The following is a 16,416-nucleotide window of genomic DNA, read 5'->3' as shown; positions in this document are numbered from 1 at the left end:
GTTCGTCCGATATCATTCATCTAACAGGAGTAAAAAATGGCAAACACCGCAATCTTAAAAATCGACGGTAAAGAATATGAACTACCCATCATTACGGGAACAGAAAACGAAAAGGCCATAGACATCTCCAAACTCAGACAACAAACAGGATACATTACATTAGATAACGGTTATTTAAACACCGGTGCCTGCACTAGTGCGGTAACATTCCTGGATGGTGAGTTGGGAATTTTAAGATACCGCGGGATTCCAATCGAACAATTGGCCGAAAAAGCAAGCTTCACCGAAGTAGCGTACCTTTTGATCTACGGACATCTTCCTTCCGACAAGGAATTGCAAGACTGGGACAAAGAGCTTACCATGCACACTTTGATCCACGAAGACTTAAAACGTCTTTATAACGGATTCCCTAAAGACGGCCACCCAATGGCGATCATGTCGACAATGATCGGTTCGCTTTCTACATATTACCAAGACTCATACGATCCGGAAAATCCGGATCATAGACATATCTCTATGGTCCGTCTTTTAGCAAAGTTCCCAACGATAGCTTCATTCGCGTATAAAAAATCATTGGGACAACCTACAGTTCACCCGATGAACCACTTGGATTATTGCAGCAACTTCTTGAATATGATGTTCTCCGTTCCAAGCGAGGAATATTATATCGATCCTGAGATCGTAAAAGCACTGAACCTTCTGTTGATACTTCACGCGGATCACGAACAAAACTGTTCCACTTCTACGGTTCGTTTAGTCGGTTCTTCTCTTGCAAACTTGTATGGAGCGATTTCCGCAGGTATCTGTGCTCTTTGGGGACCTCGTCACGGAGGAGCAAACCAAGAAGTATTGGAAATGCTTTTAGAGATCAAGGCTTCCGGTCTTCCTGTGAAAAAGATCGTAGAAAAAGCGAAAGATAAGAACGATGCATTCCGTCTTTCCGGATTCGGACATAGAGTTTACAAAAACTTCGATCCACGCGCTAAGATCATCAAAAAAGCCTGCGACGCAGTTCTTTCCAGATTGGGTGTAAAAGATCCTCTATTAGATATCGCTAAAGAACTCGAAGAAGCGGCACTTAAAGACTCCTACTTCGTAGAAAGAAAATTGTATCCGAACGTGGACTTCTATAGCGGTATCATCTACCGAGCTCTTGGAATTCCTGTGAATATGTTCACAGTAATGTTCGCAATGGGACGTCTTCCAGGTTGGATCGCTCAATGGAAGGAAATGATCGAATCTCCCGATATGAAGATCGGTAGACCTCGTCAGATCTACACGGGAGCTACAAACACTTCTTACGACGAAGCTAAGAAAAAGTAAGATTTTTCAAGGCCGATATTTTTAAAAGGACAGGGTTACGCTCTGTCTTTTTTTATGTACTCTGGAATGAATCGTTTTCGAAGATACCAACTCAGCAAAACGACCGAATCGGTTTTAAATTCGGGACATCCTTGGATCTTAAACGGAAAATTATCCACTGCGATCTCCGCATTCCAAGACGGGGACTGGATGAAACTTGTCTCCGGATCGAACGAAACATTGGGATTCGGGATCTATTCTTCTTCAGGTCCGATAGGAATACGTATCATACAAAGAGGAAATGATTTCTCTATTCCTAAACTGCTACAAACGATAGAAAGATCATTAGAACTTAGAAAACCTCTCCGAGCAAAAACAAATGCTTACAGACTTATACATGGGGAGAATGACCTAATCCCCGGAGTTACGGTAGATCGATATGGATCCACTTGGGTGGTCCAAACCTATTCCAGATCGTTAAGAACGTTTTCCAGATTGGTGGTCCGGCTTCTATATTCTGTCGCGTACAAAACGGAAGAACCAATCCCCAAACGGATCGTCTGGATCTCTCCCCAAAGAATAGGCTCCGAAAAATCTTTGCCCATCCGTTTCCTAAGAGGTAAAGAAGAAGTTCCGTATGAGGAAAAAATCTTTCTAGATCAGGTCCAATGGAAAACCAAGATCCCCGGACAAAAAGGAGGATTCTTTTTAGACGTTCGAAATTTACGTCAATATATATTAGAAAAACCGGAAATAGCTCGAGATAGAGATTGCCTCCATCTATTCTCACACACCGGACTTACTTCGGTATGTTTAGAAGTAGCAGGCGCAAAATCAGTCTTCTCCGCTGACGGTGCTAAAGAAGCGCTCGAAGAATTTGTATCTCATATTTTGCCGGAGGAAGAGTTCTTAAATTTCGAGAAGAAGAATACGATCCTTACAAAAGGAAAACATCATTTGGTCAGAGCCGATCTATTTCAGGACTGGGGATTTTTAGAAGGTAAAAAATTTTCGCTGATTGTTTTGGATCCTCCCAATCTGACTCCAAACCAAGCATCCGTTCCCGCCGGTAAAAAAGCATATCGTAGTCTAATTTCTAAGGCGATTTCTTTCTTAGAACCTGGAGGAGATCTGATCTTACTTTCTTGTTCCGGAAGAATCCTGGAGTCCGAATTCGAAAAGATTGGCCGAGAAACCTTAGCGAACAAAGGATGGAAGTACAAGGATCTTTTCAAATTAAGACCGGAACCGGATCATCCTACACGTAAGGAATTTCCGGAGGGGAAATACTTCAAGGTGCATATCTATAAAAAATGTGAACCCTTGGATCAATAATATATGAGCGCAAATAAAAATACTTACCAACTCATCGATTCCGGAAATTTCAAAAAATTAGAACAAGTCGGCCCATACAAAGTGATCCGCCCTTCTCCGGTTGCGGCTTGGCCTCCTACTCAACCCTCTCTTTGGAAGGACGCTGATGGAGAATATCACAGAAGCGATAAGGGCGGAGGGAACTGGAGCTGGAAAGGTTCCGGCGCTTCCAGACCGGATTCGGAAGACGAGTTCCTTATCCAAATCCCTCCTCTGACCGTTAAGATACGTTTTACTCCTTTTGGACATCTTGGGATCTTTCCTGAGCAATTGAGCAACTGGGACCGGATCCGAAACGTATCCTCCCAACTGGCAGGCCAAGGCGAAGTTTTAAATCTATTCGCATATTCCGGACTTTCCACCTTATCCGTGTTAGCGGGTGGATTGGACGCTTGTCATTTGGACTCTTCCAAAGGAATGGTAGAATGGGCCAGAGAGAACGCACAAGTTTCCGGCTTAGCAGGAAAAAAAGTGCGCTGGATAGTCGAAGACGTATTAAAATTCTTGAATAGAGAAATCAGACGCGAGAAAAAGTATATCGGTTTTATCTTAGATCCGCCCACTTTCGGCCGTGGCGCCAGCGGAGAAGTTTTCAAAATAGAAAAAGATCTACCTGAGATGATGGACCTTCTCATGCAACTCTGTAATAATAAACCTGAGTTCGTGTTTTTAACGTGTCATTCCACCGGATTCAGCCCTCTTGCACTTCGGAGGATTTTGGAAGGTAGGATCAAAACTCCCGGAAATTATCTAACGGAAGAACTTTCTATCTCCGAAACAACGGGAAGATTACATCCGGCGGGCTCCAACTGCGTATTTTATTCCAATCGAGTAAAACTTTGAAAAAGAACGTTTTGGAGATCAGCAGTTTTTCAAATGAAAAGCTGAAATATATCGCAGGTCTTAAAGAGAAAAAGAACAGAGAAAAATCCGGCACATTCTTTATCGAAGGGTTCAGGGAGATCCAAAGGGCGCATGTCTCAGGCAAAGTCAAATTCGAATATCTACTCACCTGCCCTGCATGTTATCTAGGTGAAAATGAAGAAGATCTAGTATCTTCGATAGACGCAAAAACAATCGCTGTTCCAAAACAGATTTTTGAAAAGATCTCCTACAGAGATAGACCGGATGGCCTGATTGCCACCGCTGAATTGCCTGACTTCTCCTTATCTTCTAAAACAAAACTTTCGGATGACCCCGTTCTTGTGATCGAAGGAGTGGAGAAGCCGGGTAACCTAGGCACCATTCTAAGGACCGCAGAGGGTGCTGGATTCCATAAAGTGTTCGTTGCCGATCCAAGGCTGGATCTATTCAATCCAAACGTCATACGATCTTCCACAGGAACATTATTCACCCTGGATGTATTCCAATCGGATATTAAAGAACTTTATCCAATTCTTCAAAAAGCAGGATACAAAACATTCGCTGTGACCCCGGAAGCAAAGTCTCTCTATTGGGACGCAAAACTGAAAGGAAAAGTCGCACTTGTTTTTGGGAGCGAACAGTACGGTCTAAGTGAATACGCCAGATCCCAAAGCGATCAGTATATTTCCCTTCCTATGAAAGGAGTGGCGGATAGTTTAAATCTGGCAATGTCAGCCGGAATTCTAATGTACGAAGTGCTTCGACAGAATCGTTAATGAAAAAGATCCATATTTCCGCATACATAAGCGGTCACGGTTTCGGTCATATCAGTCGTAGCTTAGAGGCAATTCTCAGGATTCTAATTAAAAATCCTGAATGGACTGCGACCGTCCATTCTCCGAGAGGAGAAGAATTTGCTTCTTCCTTGGATGTTTCCGGAATTTGGGGACAGGTCAGAGCCAGGATCCGATTCAGAAAAACAAGATCGGATGTAGGAATCGTACAAAAGGATTCTCTTGGAATGGACCTGGATTCTACTGCATCTGAAATTATTGAATTTAAGAAGAATAAAGACTCTCTTCTTCAGATAGAAACGGAATATCTCAAAAAAGAAAATCCGGACGTTATTTGGTCGGATTCTTCTTCTCTTCCTTTTCTGATCTCCTCCCAGCTGAAAATTCCTTCTTTATTTTTAGGAAATTTTACCTGGGATTATATATACTCATATTATAAATCTGAAATATTCCAAAGATACGCCGAAGAATTAAAGAAAGAATATGCATTGTGCGATATAGGCCTTATTCTTCCGCTTTCTTGCCCTGTCGCTTCCATTCCCAAAACCAGAAAGATCGGATTATTAGGACGTAAACCCAATCTAAATAAAGAAGAGGCCAGAAAATATTACGGCTTTGAAGAAGGTACAGAGTATTATCTATTCTCGTTCGGAGCTTATGGCATCAACTCTTCTCATTTTGATTGGAAAAAATGGGACCCATCCAAAAGAAGGATCGTGATCGGCGGGATAGAATGGAGAGTAGAGGCCAAAAATAATTTGGGAATAGTCACCATTCCGCATTGCCATTATCCGGACCTACTCCGAGCGAGTGATTTCGTGCTGACCAAACCCGGTTATGGAATTTTAAGCGAGTCTTATTTTGCAGGAACTCCTATACTTTATACCGACAGAGGCGATTTTCCGGAATATAAATATTTAGTAGAAGCATTACAATCCCTCTATAAATCCTCATATATCTCTCATGATGACCTATTTTCCTTCCGTTGGGAAGAGGCATCCAAATCCGCAATATCCTCTAACGTGCATTCCGATCCAACCTTCCAGAAAGATGCTGTCCAAGATATACAAGATTCGATCATAGAAATTATCAAATAAGTTACATCATTCGACTAACAAACGTTTGGTAAAATAGAATACAGTCTAACTTCCCCTTTTCCTTTTTTTACTTTTCTCGCTTTCAAAAATCGAGTATTTTAATCGGCGACTGCGATCGCTTAGGGAGGGCGTCATGTGGAAGGATAAAGTTCGCGGCAAGGTTGAAGAATTATTTGCAAAGGCAGGAGTCAGCTTCGGAGGAAATGCGGATTGGGACATCCAAGTAAAGGATGATAGATTATTCGAAAAAATTCTAAGCAACGGTTCTTTAGGTCTAGGGGAAGCGTATATGAACGGTTGGTTCGAATGCGAAAGGTTCGACGAAACTGTCAGGAGATTATTGGATAAAGGAATAGAAAAAGCAGCAAGAACCTGGGGAAATCTATTTCTATATTTAGAATCCGTAATATTGAATCGCCAATCCAAAAGAAGAGCTTTTGTGGTCGGAGAAAGACATTACGATCTTGGCAACGACCTTTTCGAACTAATGTTAGACAAGGAAATGGTCTATTCCTGCGCATACTGGAAGAATGCCAATACCTTGGATGAGGCCCAAGAAAACAAAATGGATCTGATCTGCAAAAAGTTGGACCTCCAACCTGGAATGAAAGTCCTGGATATCGGATGCGGTTGGGGAGGTCTTGCTAGACATGCTGCCAAAGACTATGGAGCGGAAGTTTTCGGCATAAGCGTTTCTAAAGAGCAACTAATGCTCGCTGAAGAAAGATCTAAAAACCTAAACGTAAAATACGAATTGATGGACTATCGAGATATAAGGGACAATTTCGATTCTGTTCTTTCGGTGGGTCAAATGGAGCATGTCGGTTATAAAAACTATCGGACCTACATGGAAACAGTTTATAAATCCCTAAAGGACAAGGGATTATTTTTACTTCATACGATCGGCTCCAATGATTCTAGCAAGATGACTGATAGATGGATCGAAAAGTATATCTTTCCGAACTCACATCTTCCCTCAGCGGCACAGATCACAAAGGCGAGCGAAAATCTTTTTGTATTGGAAGATGTCCATAATTTCGGTCCGGACTATGATAAAACACTCATGGCTTGGTATAATAATTTCGAAAAAGGATGGGATCAGATCCAAAACAAATACGGAGAAAGATTCAGACGTATGTGGGAATTCTATCTTTTAAGCTGTGCGGGAGCCTTTCGTTCCAGGAAGATCCAACTCTGGCAGTTTGTGTTTTCGAAAGGATCCAGGGAGAATGTATATCAAGCAGTGAGATAGTAAATTTTAGACGTAACAAGCCGTTTGGGAACCAAACTAGAATTTTTCGAATTATATACTAATACTCGCCAAGGAAGTCCGTTTCAATTGTTATAGAGAAAGGTACATCCATGCCAACATTAGAAACATTAGAAAAATTTATAGCTCATGTGGAATCGAATAAACATGACGAAGCAATCGAGGCTTTTTATACGATCGATGCTTCGATGCAAGAAAACCAATCGCCGCGTCGAGTAGGCAGAGACGTGCTTGTTACGAATGAAAAATTAGTACTTCGAAAAGCAAAATCCTTAACTTCGAAGTGTATTCGGCCCGTATTCGTAAACGGAGATTACGTCGTGATCAGGTGGGTATTTCATTTCGATTGGAAAGACGGTACGACGACGGATATGGAGGAACTTGCATACCAGCTTTGGGAAGGCGAAAAGATCAAAGAAGAACAATTCTTTTATGATCCGGCACAGCGAGTACCTAAATGAAGATAAATTCGATTGTTCTAAACTTCAATTTTTAGGTTATTTTCTAAAGCGGAATATCTTGGAAAATATCCTCAACTCAAACCTGTGCACTATCCCGAAAGATAAAAAGGATCTTTCGGGATCAACTAAACCAATTGGAGATCTGCTCTTTGCGCAGTCTAGTTTGGTATTCTAAAAATCTTTCCTTCCACCATGGATGAGTTTTAGAAAGATCAGTTTCCCAAAACCAGAAATGAAGATCGCTCAAAACACGTTTGTCCCATAGAAGACGATTCATCTCTTTCGAATTCAAAGAATCTGGACCGGATTCTTTCCAATTAGAAACAAGAACATCCATATATCTTTTACGAGCGTCCGATTCTTTTTTTCTAGTTCTCAAACGAGAAGTATGAAAACGAAATAGTAGAGGGTCTGCTACGGAAAGAAAAATCCCTCTACCTGATCCCATTCCTTGCAAGAACGTAGAATATTCCTCCTCCAAATTTTCAGTATCGGATAAAAGGGAATTCGTTTTGGTTTCTTCCGGAGTTAAAAGAAGTCCTCTTTTTTTCCAGAGTTCGCCTTGTTTAGGGGAAGAAGTCCAGACACCCCAAAAATAAGAAAGAAGCCAGCCGCCTGTGATCGGCAATAACCAATAAAAAAGTACGGGATAATATACGAATAACCAGATGGAGATCCCCGTGCCATAAAATGCCTGAGGGAGTAAGGCACGGGCAGCGGCCATTCTATCAATCCCTTGAGCCGGGTCCCTATTTTGTGGTCCCCACTCTATCTTTCTATTCCAAAAAGTCATCCAAAGGAATCTGGTGTATTGGACCATATAAGCGGGAGCTAAGATCACCGACTGGATAAACTCAGTTAAAAAGGAAAAGATAAAGGAGAAAAATCCGATCCCACTTTCTTTTCTGCGGAAAAGTAAACCGTCTAAGAAGGAAAGTATCCTAGGCATGAATAATATTAGAATAGTATAAATTTGCAATCCGTAGAAGACAGGGAGATACATACTCTCCTGGAATTGCGCCCATTCTTCCGGAATAGAGGCTAAACGATAATAGTCGGTATCCGCCATGACCGTAAAACTAGTTGCGACGAGTAGTAACGCCCAAAGAAGAGAACTTCCGTAAGAAAGTATCCCCAATAAAATATGGATCCTGCTGGAAATCCTTAGGCCGCCTACGAACAGAAACCAGAAATGTTGCAGGTTTCCCTGGCACCAACGATTATCCCTTTTCAGACTTTCCAGAAGATTAGGAGGACATTCCTCATACGAACCTTCTAAATCGTAAGCAAACCAAACTGTATATCCAGCTTTTCTAATTAATGCGGCTTCGACAGTGTCGTGAGATAGGATTTTTCCTCCTATGGCGCTTTCTCCAGGTAAACCTGGAAGTCCACAATGTTCCATAAATGGTTTTAATCTTACGATCGCATTATGCCCCCAGAAAGGTCCGGAGAACACCTGCCAATAATAAGATCCAGCGCCGAAGATAGGATTTCCCAACCAGGTCCCGAATTGCGCCAATCTCTGGAATAAACTTTTACCTCGGATGATCTTAGGAACTGTTTGGATAATACCTGCGTTAGGCACAGCTTCCATCAGGCGTATCAAGTTTAGCATACATTCCCCTGTAACCAAACTGTCCGCGTCCAAGACGATCATGTATCTATAACGTCTTCCCCATCTTCTACAGAAGTCCGCGATATTTCCCGATTTTTTGTTTAGATTGATCCTTCTTTTTCTGTAATATACTCTTCCCTTTGTTTCCGGCTTTCTAGAAAGTTTAGAGAATGCTTTCTCTTCTTGCAGCCAGATATCCGGGTCAGTCGTATCGGATAATAAGAAGAAGTCCAGATTTTCCCCTAAGCCGACAGAAGCCGCAGACTTCATCATAGATTCCAGACCGGCTGCTACTCTTGCCACGTCTTCGCAGTGGATCGGAATAACCACAGCAGTCGGCGGGAGTTCTTTCGGGCTTACTGTTTGTCCGGCGATTAATCCGGAGATACGTGTAGGATCTCCCCCTCTTATTCTTTGGATGGCACCGAAGATCGCGGTGGTAGCCCCGAACGCCAATAAAGGAAATAAAAAGCAGAAGAGTAAAAGTGTCGCCCATTCCAATGGCGAGATACCGTTTATTAGAAGAAAACGATATTCTAAATAGATCCCGAATAAGGATAGAAGTCCTAGAACTCCTACGAATCCCAACCTTCTATACGTAAATTTTCTGGAATCGAATGCTTCTTTTAAGATCCCATCCGGTTCGGGTATAGATGTAGGAAAAGTTTCTGCGTTCATGAAAAATACCAGAAAGCAAGAGAAATATAAACTGCAGCCCAGAATAGAGCCGTAAGGACCAGCGCAACAGGCTCCGGTTTTTCCGCAGAAGGAGAAGCGAGATCCGCAAGCGGACCAAAATCGATCGGTCTAGGCACCATAGAACCAGGTTCTAAAGGAGGAAGACTGCTTTCCCAATCACGATTAAATCTCAGGGATGTTTCTTCTTTAAAAATTTCGAATATATTTTTTTTGGAGGATTCGGATTTTTCAAAAACTTTGGATAGAGTATTATGGATCTCTAAACTGTCATCTATCCCCATTCCTCGGAGATAAAGTTCTAAACGTTCCCATTCCTTAGAAAGTTGGTGATTTTCTAAAAGTCCTGAGCCACTCGAGTCTTCTTGTTTTTTCTTAGTTCGGCTCAAGTACGAAATTCCAGGTTTCAGAAATGATTTCTTGGTTTCTGCTCAATGCTGCCTTTAGATCGGAGGGCCTGAATTTATTTTTAGGATACACTCCGAAAGTAAGTCTCCATACTCCGGTTTCTTCTATCTTTTGGACCGAATATTCGGATAATTCCGCGTTTTCTCCGGTATCTATTCTCGCTTGAATATAAGCGAACGGATCCAAAGAACTTAGATTGGAACTTTTAAAATCCACATAGAACATTTTCAGATCAGGATCACCTTGCGCGTCACCGATCCGAGTTGCCACTACCTTTGCCATGGAATCAGGAAGCGGATCTGTATCCGGCCAGCGGACAGTATAAGAAAAATCGAATGGAATCCCGGGTTGTGGAAGAGGATCCGGCATCCAGTAAGCTCCCATATTATCGTCAGAATCCTGGATAGTCGGATTTTCTAGGAGATGGACCGCACCTTTACCAAAAGGAATTTCGGGTTCTACCCAAGCGCTTGGCCTGAGTTGGTATTTCATCTCACTATGCTGGTAATTTTGGAATTCTCTATCTCTTTGGATTAAGCCGAATCCCCTCGGATTTTCATCCGAGAAAGTATACGTTGTGCTGCGCTTCGGATTATCCAAAGGTCTCCAGATCCATTCTCCTTTTCCGGAATGGATCAATAATCCATCGGAATCGTGCGATTCCGGATAGGCTTGGCCTTTCGGAATTCCCCTGGTCTCACTATACCAATACATACTGGTCAAAGGGGCAATCCCTAACCGATCCACCTTAGTCCTAAGTATCACCTCTGCATTTACCTTTACTGCGGAAACTTTGCCGGGAGTGATCTGGAATTCGTAAGCGCCGGTGGCAGTCCTTCCGTCCAAAAGAGCATAAACGGTGATCGAAGAGTCGGTCTTATCAGGTTTGACTACGTAGAATTCCCTAAAGGAAGGAAAGTCTTCCGGATAAGGCATGCCTGTGTTAACCGAAATCCCTCGGGCAGAAAGACCGTACCATTGTTTCTTAGAAATGATCCTATAATAACTTGCGCCCTGGAAAACCGCAAACTCATCCGTATGCTCTTGTGTGTTGATCGGAAAATGGATCTTGAATCCCGAATAACCTAGATTAGGTGGAAGCTCTCCCACACCTTTCAGTTTAGAAAGATCAAAAGAAGAAGGATCATAGGCAATCTCTCTCGCAAAATCGCCTCTTACCTCGAACACTCTTATATTAGTATTATATAAATGTCCAGGATGTAAAAACTGTAATTGGAAAGGATTTCCCTCTTTCTTCCAAACCGATTTTTCGGGGCGAAATAATATGTTTTTGTATTGGTTCCATGGCAGACCTTTCAAAAAGTCCGTAGTGGAATGTTTAGGCGGAATGTAGCGTTGTTTAGATAATACTCTAGCTCGTCCTTTGAGATCTGCGAACGAGAACTTGAATGTAGGATGAGTATTGTGGTCGGAAATTTCTCCCTCCATCACACTCAGTAATGGAGAAGAAGAGAAGTCGGGTTCTTCTCTATCCCGCCTCTGCTGTCTATCTGCGACGGCAAAGAGCAAGGCTGTTGCCACAAAAGCCAGAATTATATGCAATCGTAACAATTCGTATCTTTCCTTTCGGTAGAACGGATCTAAAGAACCAGTCTATCATCCGTACACAGATAGGGCAAGGTCTTTTAAGTCCGAATTCACATCGAACTCATTGGAACCTTGCCCTTTAGTCTGAAAAACTAATCCGAGAGTTACTTTATTTAGGAGTAACTTTCACGAAATATTTTTTAGATGCTTCCCAAGTTTTCAGGATCTCTTCCGAAAGTTCGGATCCGGTCAATTTAGTATGCTCGGTAATAAAAGACTTTATGATATCGTAATCTTCATTTTCAAGATCCACGATCTTCACATACTCTTTATTGATTAAAGGCTCCAATTCCCAATCTTTCTGGAAGAAGTAAGCTCTTCCTCCGGTCATACCGGCGCCCATATTCTTACCTACTGTTCCCAAGCAGACTATTGTTCCACTTGTCATGTATTCCAAGAAGTGGTCACCTGCTCCGCCTACTACTGCATCCGCTCCGGAGTTTCTTACCCCGAATCTTTCTCCTGCTCTACCCGAACTGAAAAGTTTTCCGGAAGTAGCACCGTAAAGACAGGTATTACCGATGATCACGTTCTCATACGCTTTCAATTTGGAACGTCTATGTTTGCGGACCACGATAGTTCCACCGCAGAGTCCTTTTCCTACATAATCGTTTGCATCCCCATGAAGAGTGATCTGGACCCCTTTCACGAGCCATGCTCCTAGGGACTGACCAGCTGTTCCTTCAAGAATGATTTCCAGTTTTCCAGGAAGTCCTTTGGATCCGTATTTACGTGCGATAATTCCGGAAACTTTTGCTCCTACAGTCCTGTTCGTATTCTTAACGGAATAAGAAAGAGACATGGAAGTTTTTCCTTCTAACGCAGGTTCTGCATCCTTCAGGATACGATCATCCAGAACTTCTCCGACAGATTCTCTTCTTACGAATCTGTCTTTTTTCTTCTTAGGATCGTAGAGAAGAGGAAGACGTACCAAGATAGGATTCAAATCCAAAGAATCTAAACGGTCTTGCTCATAACGTGTAATTTGTTTCAGAAGGTCCGTTCTTCCTATGATCTCGTCCATAGAGCGAAATCCAAGCTTCGCCAAATACTCACGAACTTCCATTGCAAGAAGTGTCATTAAAGTAGCGACCTGATCAGGAGATCCTTTGTATTTCGCTCTGAACTTAGGATCTTGTGTAGCGATCCCAGTAGGACAGTTGTTCAAATGGCATTTTCTTGCCATGATACAACCTAATGCCACGAGAGAAGCAGTCCCAATTCCGTATTCTTCCGCACCTAAACATGCAGCGATGATCACATCCCTTCCGGAAACGATACCGCCGTCAGTACGGAGAACCACTCTATCACGTAGACCGTTCATTACTAAAACTTGATGCGTTTCGGAAAGACCAAGCTCCCAAGGAGATCCGGCATGTTTGATAGAAGTAAGAGAAGCCGCTCCGGTTCCACCCACATGTCCCGAGATCAGGATCACGTCGGCGTTCGCTTTCGCAACACCGGCAGCGATCGTTCCTACTCCCGCTTCGGATACCAGTTTTACCGATACTTGTGCGGTATGGTTAGCTTGTTTCAAGTCATAGATCAACTGAGACAAGTCCTCGATAGAATAAATATCGTGGTGAGGTGGAGGAGAGATCAGGTCGATTCCCTGAGGAGTATGACGGTTCGTCGCGATCTCCTCATTGTTCTTCTTGCCTGGAAGCTGTCCGCCTTCTCCGGGTTTTGCACCCTGAGCGATCTTGATCTCCAACTCTTTCGCAGAGTTCAGATATTCGGAAGTGACTCCGAATCTTCCGGAAGCAACCTGCTTGATGGAAGAATTCGCTAAGTCTCCTTTCTCATCCACAACGTAACGAGACGGATTTTCTCCACCTTCTCCGGAGGAAGACTTTGCTCCCAAACGGTTCATTGCAATCGCAAGGTCAGTGTGAGCTTCGATAGAAAGTGCACCGTGACTCATACCAGGAGTTAAGAAACGTTTTTGGATCTCAGAAACTGTTTCTACTTCTTCGATTGGAACAGGGGAACGATCCACGAAATCGAATAGATCTCGGATATTGATCGGATCACTTTCTTCCATTAATTTAGAAGCTTCTAAGAATGCTTCGTAGTCGTTGTCCACCGCAGCTTTGCGGATGAATTTTACTACTTTAGGAGACCATCTATGAGGTTGGTCGTCCTTCTCGGAGATAAAGTCTTCCGGATTGATCTCTTTGTTGAATGCGGAGTCGTGGTTTCTTAGGATATTCTGCTCGATACCACCGATACCAATTCCAGAAATCCTGGAATAAGTACCTGGGAAGTATTTGGAGATCAGAGTTCTAGAGAGCCCGATCGCTTCGAATACCTGTCCACCCACATAGGAAGACATGATGGAGATCCCCATTTTGGACATGATCTTTAGAAGTCCGTCATCGACTCCCGCACGATAGTTAGTGCAAAGAGTAGCAAAAGAAGGACGAGTGCCGTCTTCCGCATCGAAGTCTCCCTTGGACCATAAGTCATGAAGAGTGTCCCAGATCAGATAACTGTTTACTCCGGAAGCTCCGTATCCAAGCAGAACGGCCACATTATGGATTTCGAATGCAGATCCTGTTTCCACAAGAATGCTAGTAGCCGCACGTTTTTTGTTGCGGATCAAGTGGTTATGAACTGCCGCAACAGCCAATTCCATAGGAATAGGAGCGCGATCCTTGTTCAGTTTTTTATCCGAAAGGATCAGGATATTCACTCCGGATTCCGCAGCTTTTACTGCGTCCGCAAGCAATTGGTCCAATGCAAGTTCAAGATAATTTCTTGCAGCACCTTCCTCATGATGAGCTTCAAAAGTGGCGTCCAAGGTCAAAACCTTGTATTGTTTTCCGTCCTTCTCCCTAATCCTTTGTAATCCAAGATTAGTCAGGTATGGATGAGAAAGAACCAGACAGTTCTGAGGTTTTTCGTCCGCGAATAGATTTGTCTTCTTAACAAGACGAGTGTAAAGGGAAGTTACTCCTTTCTCTCTCAGATAGTCGATCGGCGGGTTTGTCACCTGAGCAAATCTTTGGCGGAAGTATGTATACAATCCGATGCGAGAAAGCATTAAGATAGACAAAGGAGTATCGTCTCCCATGGAACCGATCGCTTCTTTTCCAGCGACAGCCTGAGGTTTGATCACCGCTTTTTGTTTGTATGGAGAATATGCGAAAAGGATCTGTCTTCTTCTGAGATCATCTCCGCTGTAAGTTACGGTTTTAGCGATGGACTCGTCGATAGTTTGGTCCAGATATTCAACATTCTCTTTGGACCATTCTCTATAATCGTATTTTTTCTCGAATAGAGCGTTTACGTCCTCATTGAAGTAGATCTTACCTTCTTTCAGGTTGATCGCTAGCATATCACCAGGACCTAATCTTCCTTTTTTGGTGATGATCTCTTCGTCTATATGAACTAAACCAGTTTCGGAACCCATAACGACTAGTCCGTCTTCGGTCACAACATATCTTGCAGGGCGAAGTCCGTTTCTGTCTAAACTTCCTCCGACCCAGTCACCTTCTGCAAATGCGAGAGCAGCAGGTCCGTCCCATGGTTCGGTCAAAGTGTTATTATATTCGTAGAAGGACTTTAAGGCTTCCGACATCTGAACGTTCTTACTCCATGCATTCGGTATAAGCATCGCTTTGGCATGAAGAACGTCCTTACCGGAACGTACAATCGCTTCCATTGCGTTGTCCAAACTTGCGGAGTCAGATAAATGAGGTCTGATGATCGGATGGATCTCTTTTTGGAACTCTCCCCATTTTTCACAGGCGAGTTCTTCTTCTCTTGCGAGCATCCAAATCCTGTTCCCTACGATGGTATTGATCTCTCCGTTATGTGCAAGAACACGGAAAGGTTGAGCCAATGCCCAGCTTGGGAAAGTGTTGGTAGAATATCTTTGGTGGAAGATACAATAAGGAGAAACCATCTCCTCACTTTTTAGATCTTCATAAAATTGAGAGACCTGGTTCCCGTTGAATAATCCTTTGAATGTGATCCTTTCGGAAGAGAATGAACAAATATAAAAGTCTTCGCTCATGGAAAGTCTGAGCGCATCTCTCATCACTTTCTTTTGGATCAGGAATAATTTGGTCTCGAAATCCTCGTTGGACATCCCGTCCGGCTTTCCGATCAGGACTTGTTCGATCTGAGGGCGGGAAGCATTCGCCTTAGGCCCTAAAACCTCAGGATTAACCGGAACATATCTCCAAGCGTATAGCTTGAAGTTGAATTGCATAAGTGCTGATTCGATGAGGCTTCGGCAAACATCTTGTTTGTCTATGTCCTCTCTAGGTAGGAACACCATCCCCACACCGATGGAATCTTCGTCAGGGCGTCTATGGCCCATGTCCTCGATGTACTTCGCAAACAGTTTTTTAGGGATACGGATCATGATCCCGGCGCCGTCTCCGGTTTGCATATCTGCATCAACGGCTCCGCGGTGGGTAAGGCATGCGACCGCCTTCAAACCCATAGATACAACTCGGTGGCTGGACTCGCCCTTATAAGAAGCGACGAAGCCTACTCCGCAGTTATCGCGCTCGAAGGACTTGTCGTATAGACCGTTTTCCTCCAAGTACTTTTGGATCCGCAACTGTTCGTCAAGGTTTAACATCCGCTAAGGTTCCTCTTTAGGGTTGATATAGAATCCGGGACTCTGCTTTGGCCTTAGTCCACGGACAGAGGAAACCCCCACCCACGCGATGTTTGGCTGAATTTTGTAGCAAATGTCCGATTCTTAGACCAGTAAATTTACGAGTGCCTAGTTTGAAAACGATCTTTTTCGGGGAAGAAGCCGCAGAGAAACCTATATTCGACTTATAAGCTTGGTTAGACACGCAGAGTCGCGGAGACGCAGAGGTTAATTCAGATAGCAATTATGAGAGTAGACGGTATTCTACTAACTCTATTCAAGAAAACTCTCCGCGGCTTAGCGCCTCTG

The 16,416-nt window shown here is 43.2% G+C and carries 11 protein-coding genes; 7 read left to right on the top strand and 4 right to left on the bottom strand.

Translation table 11 applies throughout. The annotated features are described in order from the left end of the window. Positions 1-36: 36 nt before the first annotated feature. The 7 genes from LEP1GSC185_RS16260 (at position 37) to LEP1GSC185_RS16230 (ending at position 7,162) form a co-directional block, all read left to right on the top strand. Positions 37-1,323 (top strand): citrate synthase, encoded by a 1,287-nt coding sequence (locus LEP1GSC185_RS16260; protein ID WP_008592133.1) that lies wholly within the window; start codon positions 37-39, stop codon positions 1,321-1,323. A gap of 66 nt (positions 1,324-1,389) precedes the next feature. Then, positions 1,390-2,637 (top strand): class I SAM-dependent rRNA methyltransferase, encoded by a 1,248-nt coding sequence (locus LEP1GSC185_RS16255; protein WP_232298454.1) that lies wholly within the window; start codon positions 1,390-1,392, stop codon positions 2,635-2,637. Between the two features lie 3 nt (positions 2,638-2,640). Continuing rightward, complete coding sequence (locus tag LEP1GSC185_RS16250) at positions 2,641-3,519, top strand: class I SAM-dependent methyltransferase (protein WP_008592268.1); 879 nt, start codon at positions 2,641-2,643, stop codon at positions 3,517-3,519. Further along, on the top strand, positions 3,516-4,316 hold the full coding sequence (locus LEP1GSC185_RS16245) for a TrmH family RNA methyltransferase (protein ID WP_008592665.1): 801 nt from the start codon (positions 3,516-3,518) through the stop codon (positions 4,314-4,316). The genes LEP1GSC185_RS16250 and LEP1GSC185_RS16245 overlap by 4 nt, the downstream gene beginning before the upstream one ends. Beyond that, positions 4,316-5,431 carry a glycosyltransferase family protein gene (locus LEP1GSC185_RS16240; RefSeq protein WP_008592763.1) on the top strand — a complete coding sequence of 372 codons (1,116 nt, stop codon included), beginning with the start codon at positions 4,316-4,318 and terminating at the stop codon, positions 5,429-5,431. Before LEP1GSC185_RS16245 ends, LEP1GSC185_RS16240 begins: the two co-directional genes overlap by 1 nt. 133 nt (positions 5,432-5,564) lie before the next feature. After that, positions 5,565-6,683 carry a cyclopropane fatty acyl phospholipid synthase gene (gene cfa / locus LEP1GSC185_RS16235; protein WP_008592481.1) on the top strand — a complete coding sequence of 373 codons (1,119 nt, stop codon included), beginning with the start codon at positions 5,565-5,567 and terminating at the stop codon, positions 6,681-6,683. Between the two features lie 110 nt (positions 6,684-6,793). Next, positions 6,794-7,162 (top strand): nuclear transport factor 2-like protein, encoded by a 369-nt coding sequence (locus LEP1GSC185_RS16230; RefSeq protein WP_008592069.1) that lies wholly within the window; start codon positions 6,794-6,796, stop codon positions 7,160-7,162. Between the two features lie 121 nt (positions 7,163-7,283). Here LEP1GSC185_RS16230 and mdoH read toward each other — a convergent pair whose 3' ends face one another. From mdoH to gltB, 4 genes are all read right to left on the bottom strand, one after another. Then, a complete protein-coding gene (gene mdoH, locus LEP1GSC185_RS16225; RefSeq protein ID WP_008592182.1) occupies positions 7,284-9,458 on the bottom strand; it encodes a glucans biosynthesis glucosyltransferase MdoH in 2,175 nt (724 codons plus the stop codon). Then, the gene (locus tag LEP1GSC185_RS16220) at positions 9,455-9,865 is read right to left on the bottom strand and encodes a hypothetical protein (protein WP_008592800.1); all 411 of its coding nucleotides are present in this window, start codon (positions 9,863-9,865) and stop codon (positions 9,455-9,457) included. The genes mdoH and LEP1GSC185_RS16220 overlap by 4 nt, the downstream gene beginning before the upstream one ends. Then, the gene (locus LEP1GSC185_RS16215; protein ID WP_008592822.1) at positions 9,852-11,456 is read right to left on the bottom strand and encodes an OpgD/OpgG family glucan biosynthesis protein; all 1,605 of its coding nucleotides are present in this window, start codon (positions 11,454-11,456) and stop codon (positions 9,852-9,854) included. Before LEP1GSC185_RS16215 ends, LEP1GSC185_RS16220 begins: the two co-directional genes overlap by 14 nt. A gap of 145 nt (positions 11,457-11,601) precedes the next feature. Next, a complete protein-coding gene (gene gltB / locus LEP1GSC185_RS16210; protein ID WP_008597199.1) occupies positions 11,602-16,089 on the bottom strand; it encodes a glutamate synthase large subunit in 4,488 nt (1,495 codons plus the stop codon). Between the last annotated feature and the right edge of the window lie 327 nt (positions 16,090-16,416).

The organism is Leptospira licerasiae serovar Varillal str. VAR 010 (assembly GCF_000244755.1).
Lineage (GTDB): Bacteria > Spirochaetota > Leptospiria > Leptospirales > Leptospiraceae > Leptospira_B > Leptospira_B licerasiae.
This window is presented reverse-complemented; position numbering and strand designations above follow the sequence as displayed.

Coding starts and splice junctions, on each gene's coding strand:
- LEP1GSC185_RS16260 (WP_008592133.1), top strand. CDS start 37: ATGGCAAACACCGCAATCTTAAAAATCGACGGTAAAGAATATGAACTA.
- LEP1GSC185_RS16255 (WP_232298454.1), top strand. CDS start 1,390: ATGAATCGTTTTCGAAGATACCAACTCAGCAAAACGACCGAATCGGTT.
- LEP1GSC185_RS16250 (WP_008592268.1), top strand. CDS start 2,641: ATGAGCGCAAATAAAAATACTTACCAACTCATCGATTCCGGAAATTTC.
- LEP1GSC185_RS16240 (WP_008592763.1), top strand. CDS start 4,316: ATGAAAAAGATCCATATTTCCGCATACATAAGCGGTCACGGTTTCGGT.
- cfa (WP_008592481.1), top strand. CDS start 5,565: ATGTGGAAGGATAAAGTTCGCGGCAAGGTTGAAGAATTATTTGCAAAG.
- LEP1GSC185_RS16230 (WP_008592069.1), top strand. CDS start 6,794: ATGCCAACATTAGAAACATTAGAAAAATTTATAGCTCATGTGGAATCG.
- mdoH (WP_008592182.1), bottom strand. CDS start 9,458: ATGAACGCAGAAACTTTTCCTACATCTATACCCGAACCGGATGGGATC.
- gltB (WP_008597199.1), bottom strand. CDS start 16,089: ATGTTAAACCTTGACGAACAGTTGCGGATCCAAAAGTACTTGGAGGAA.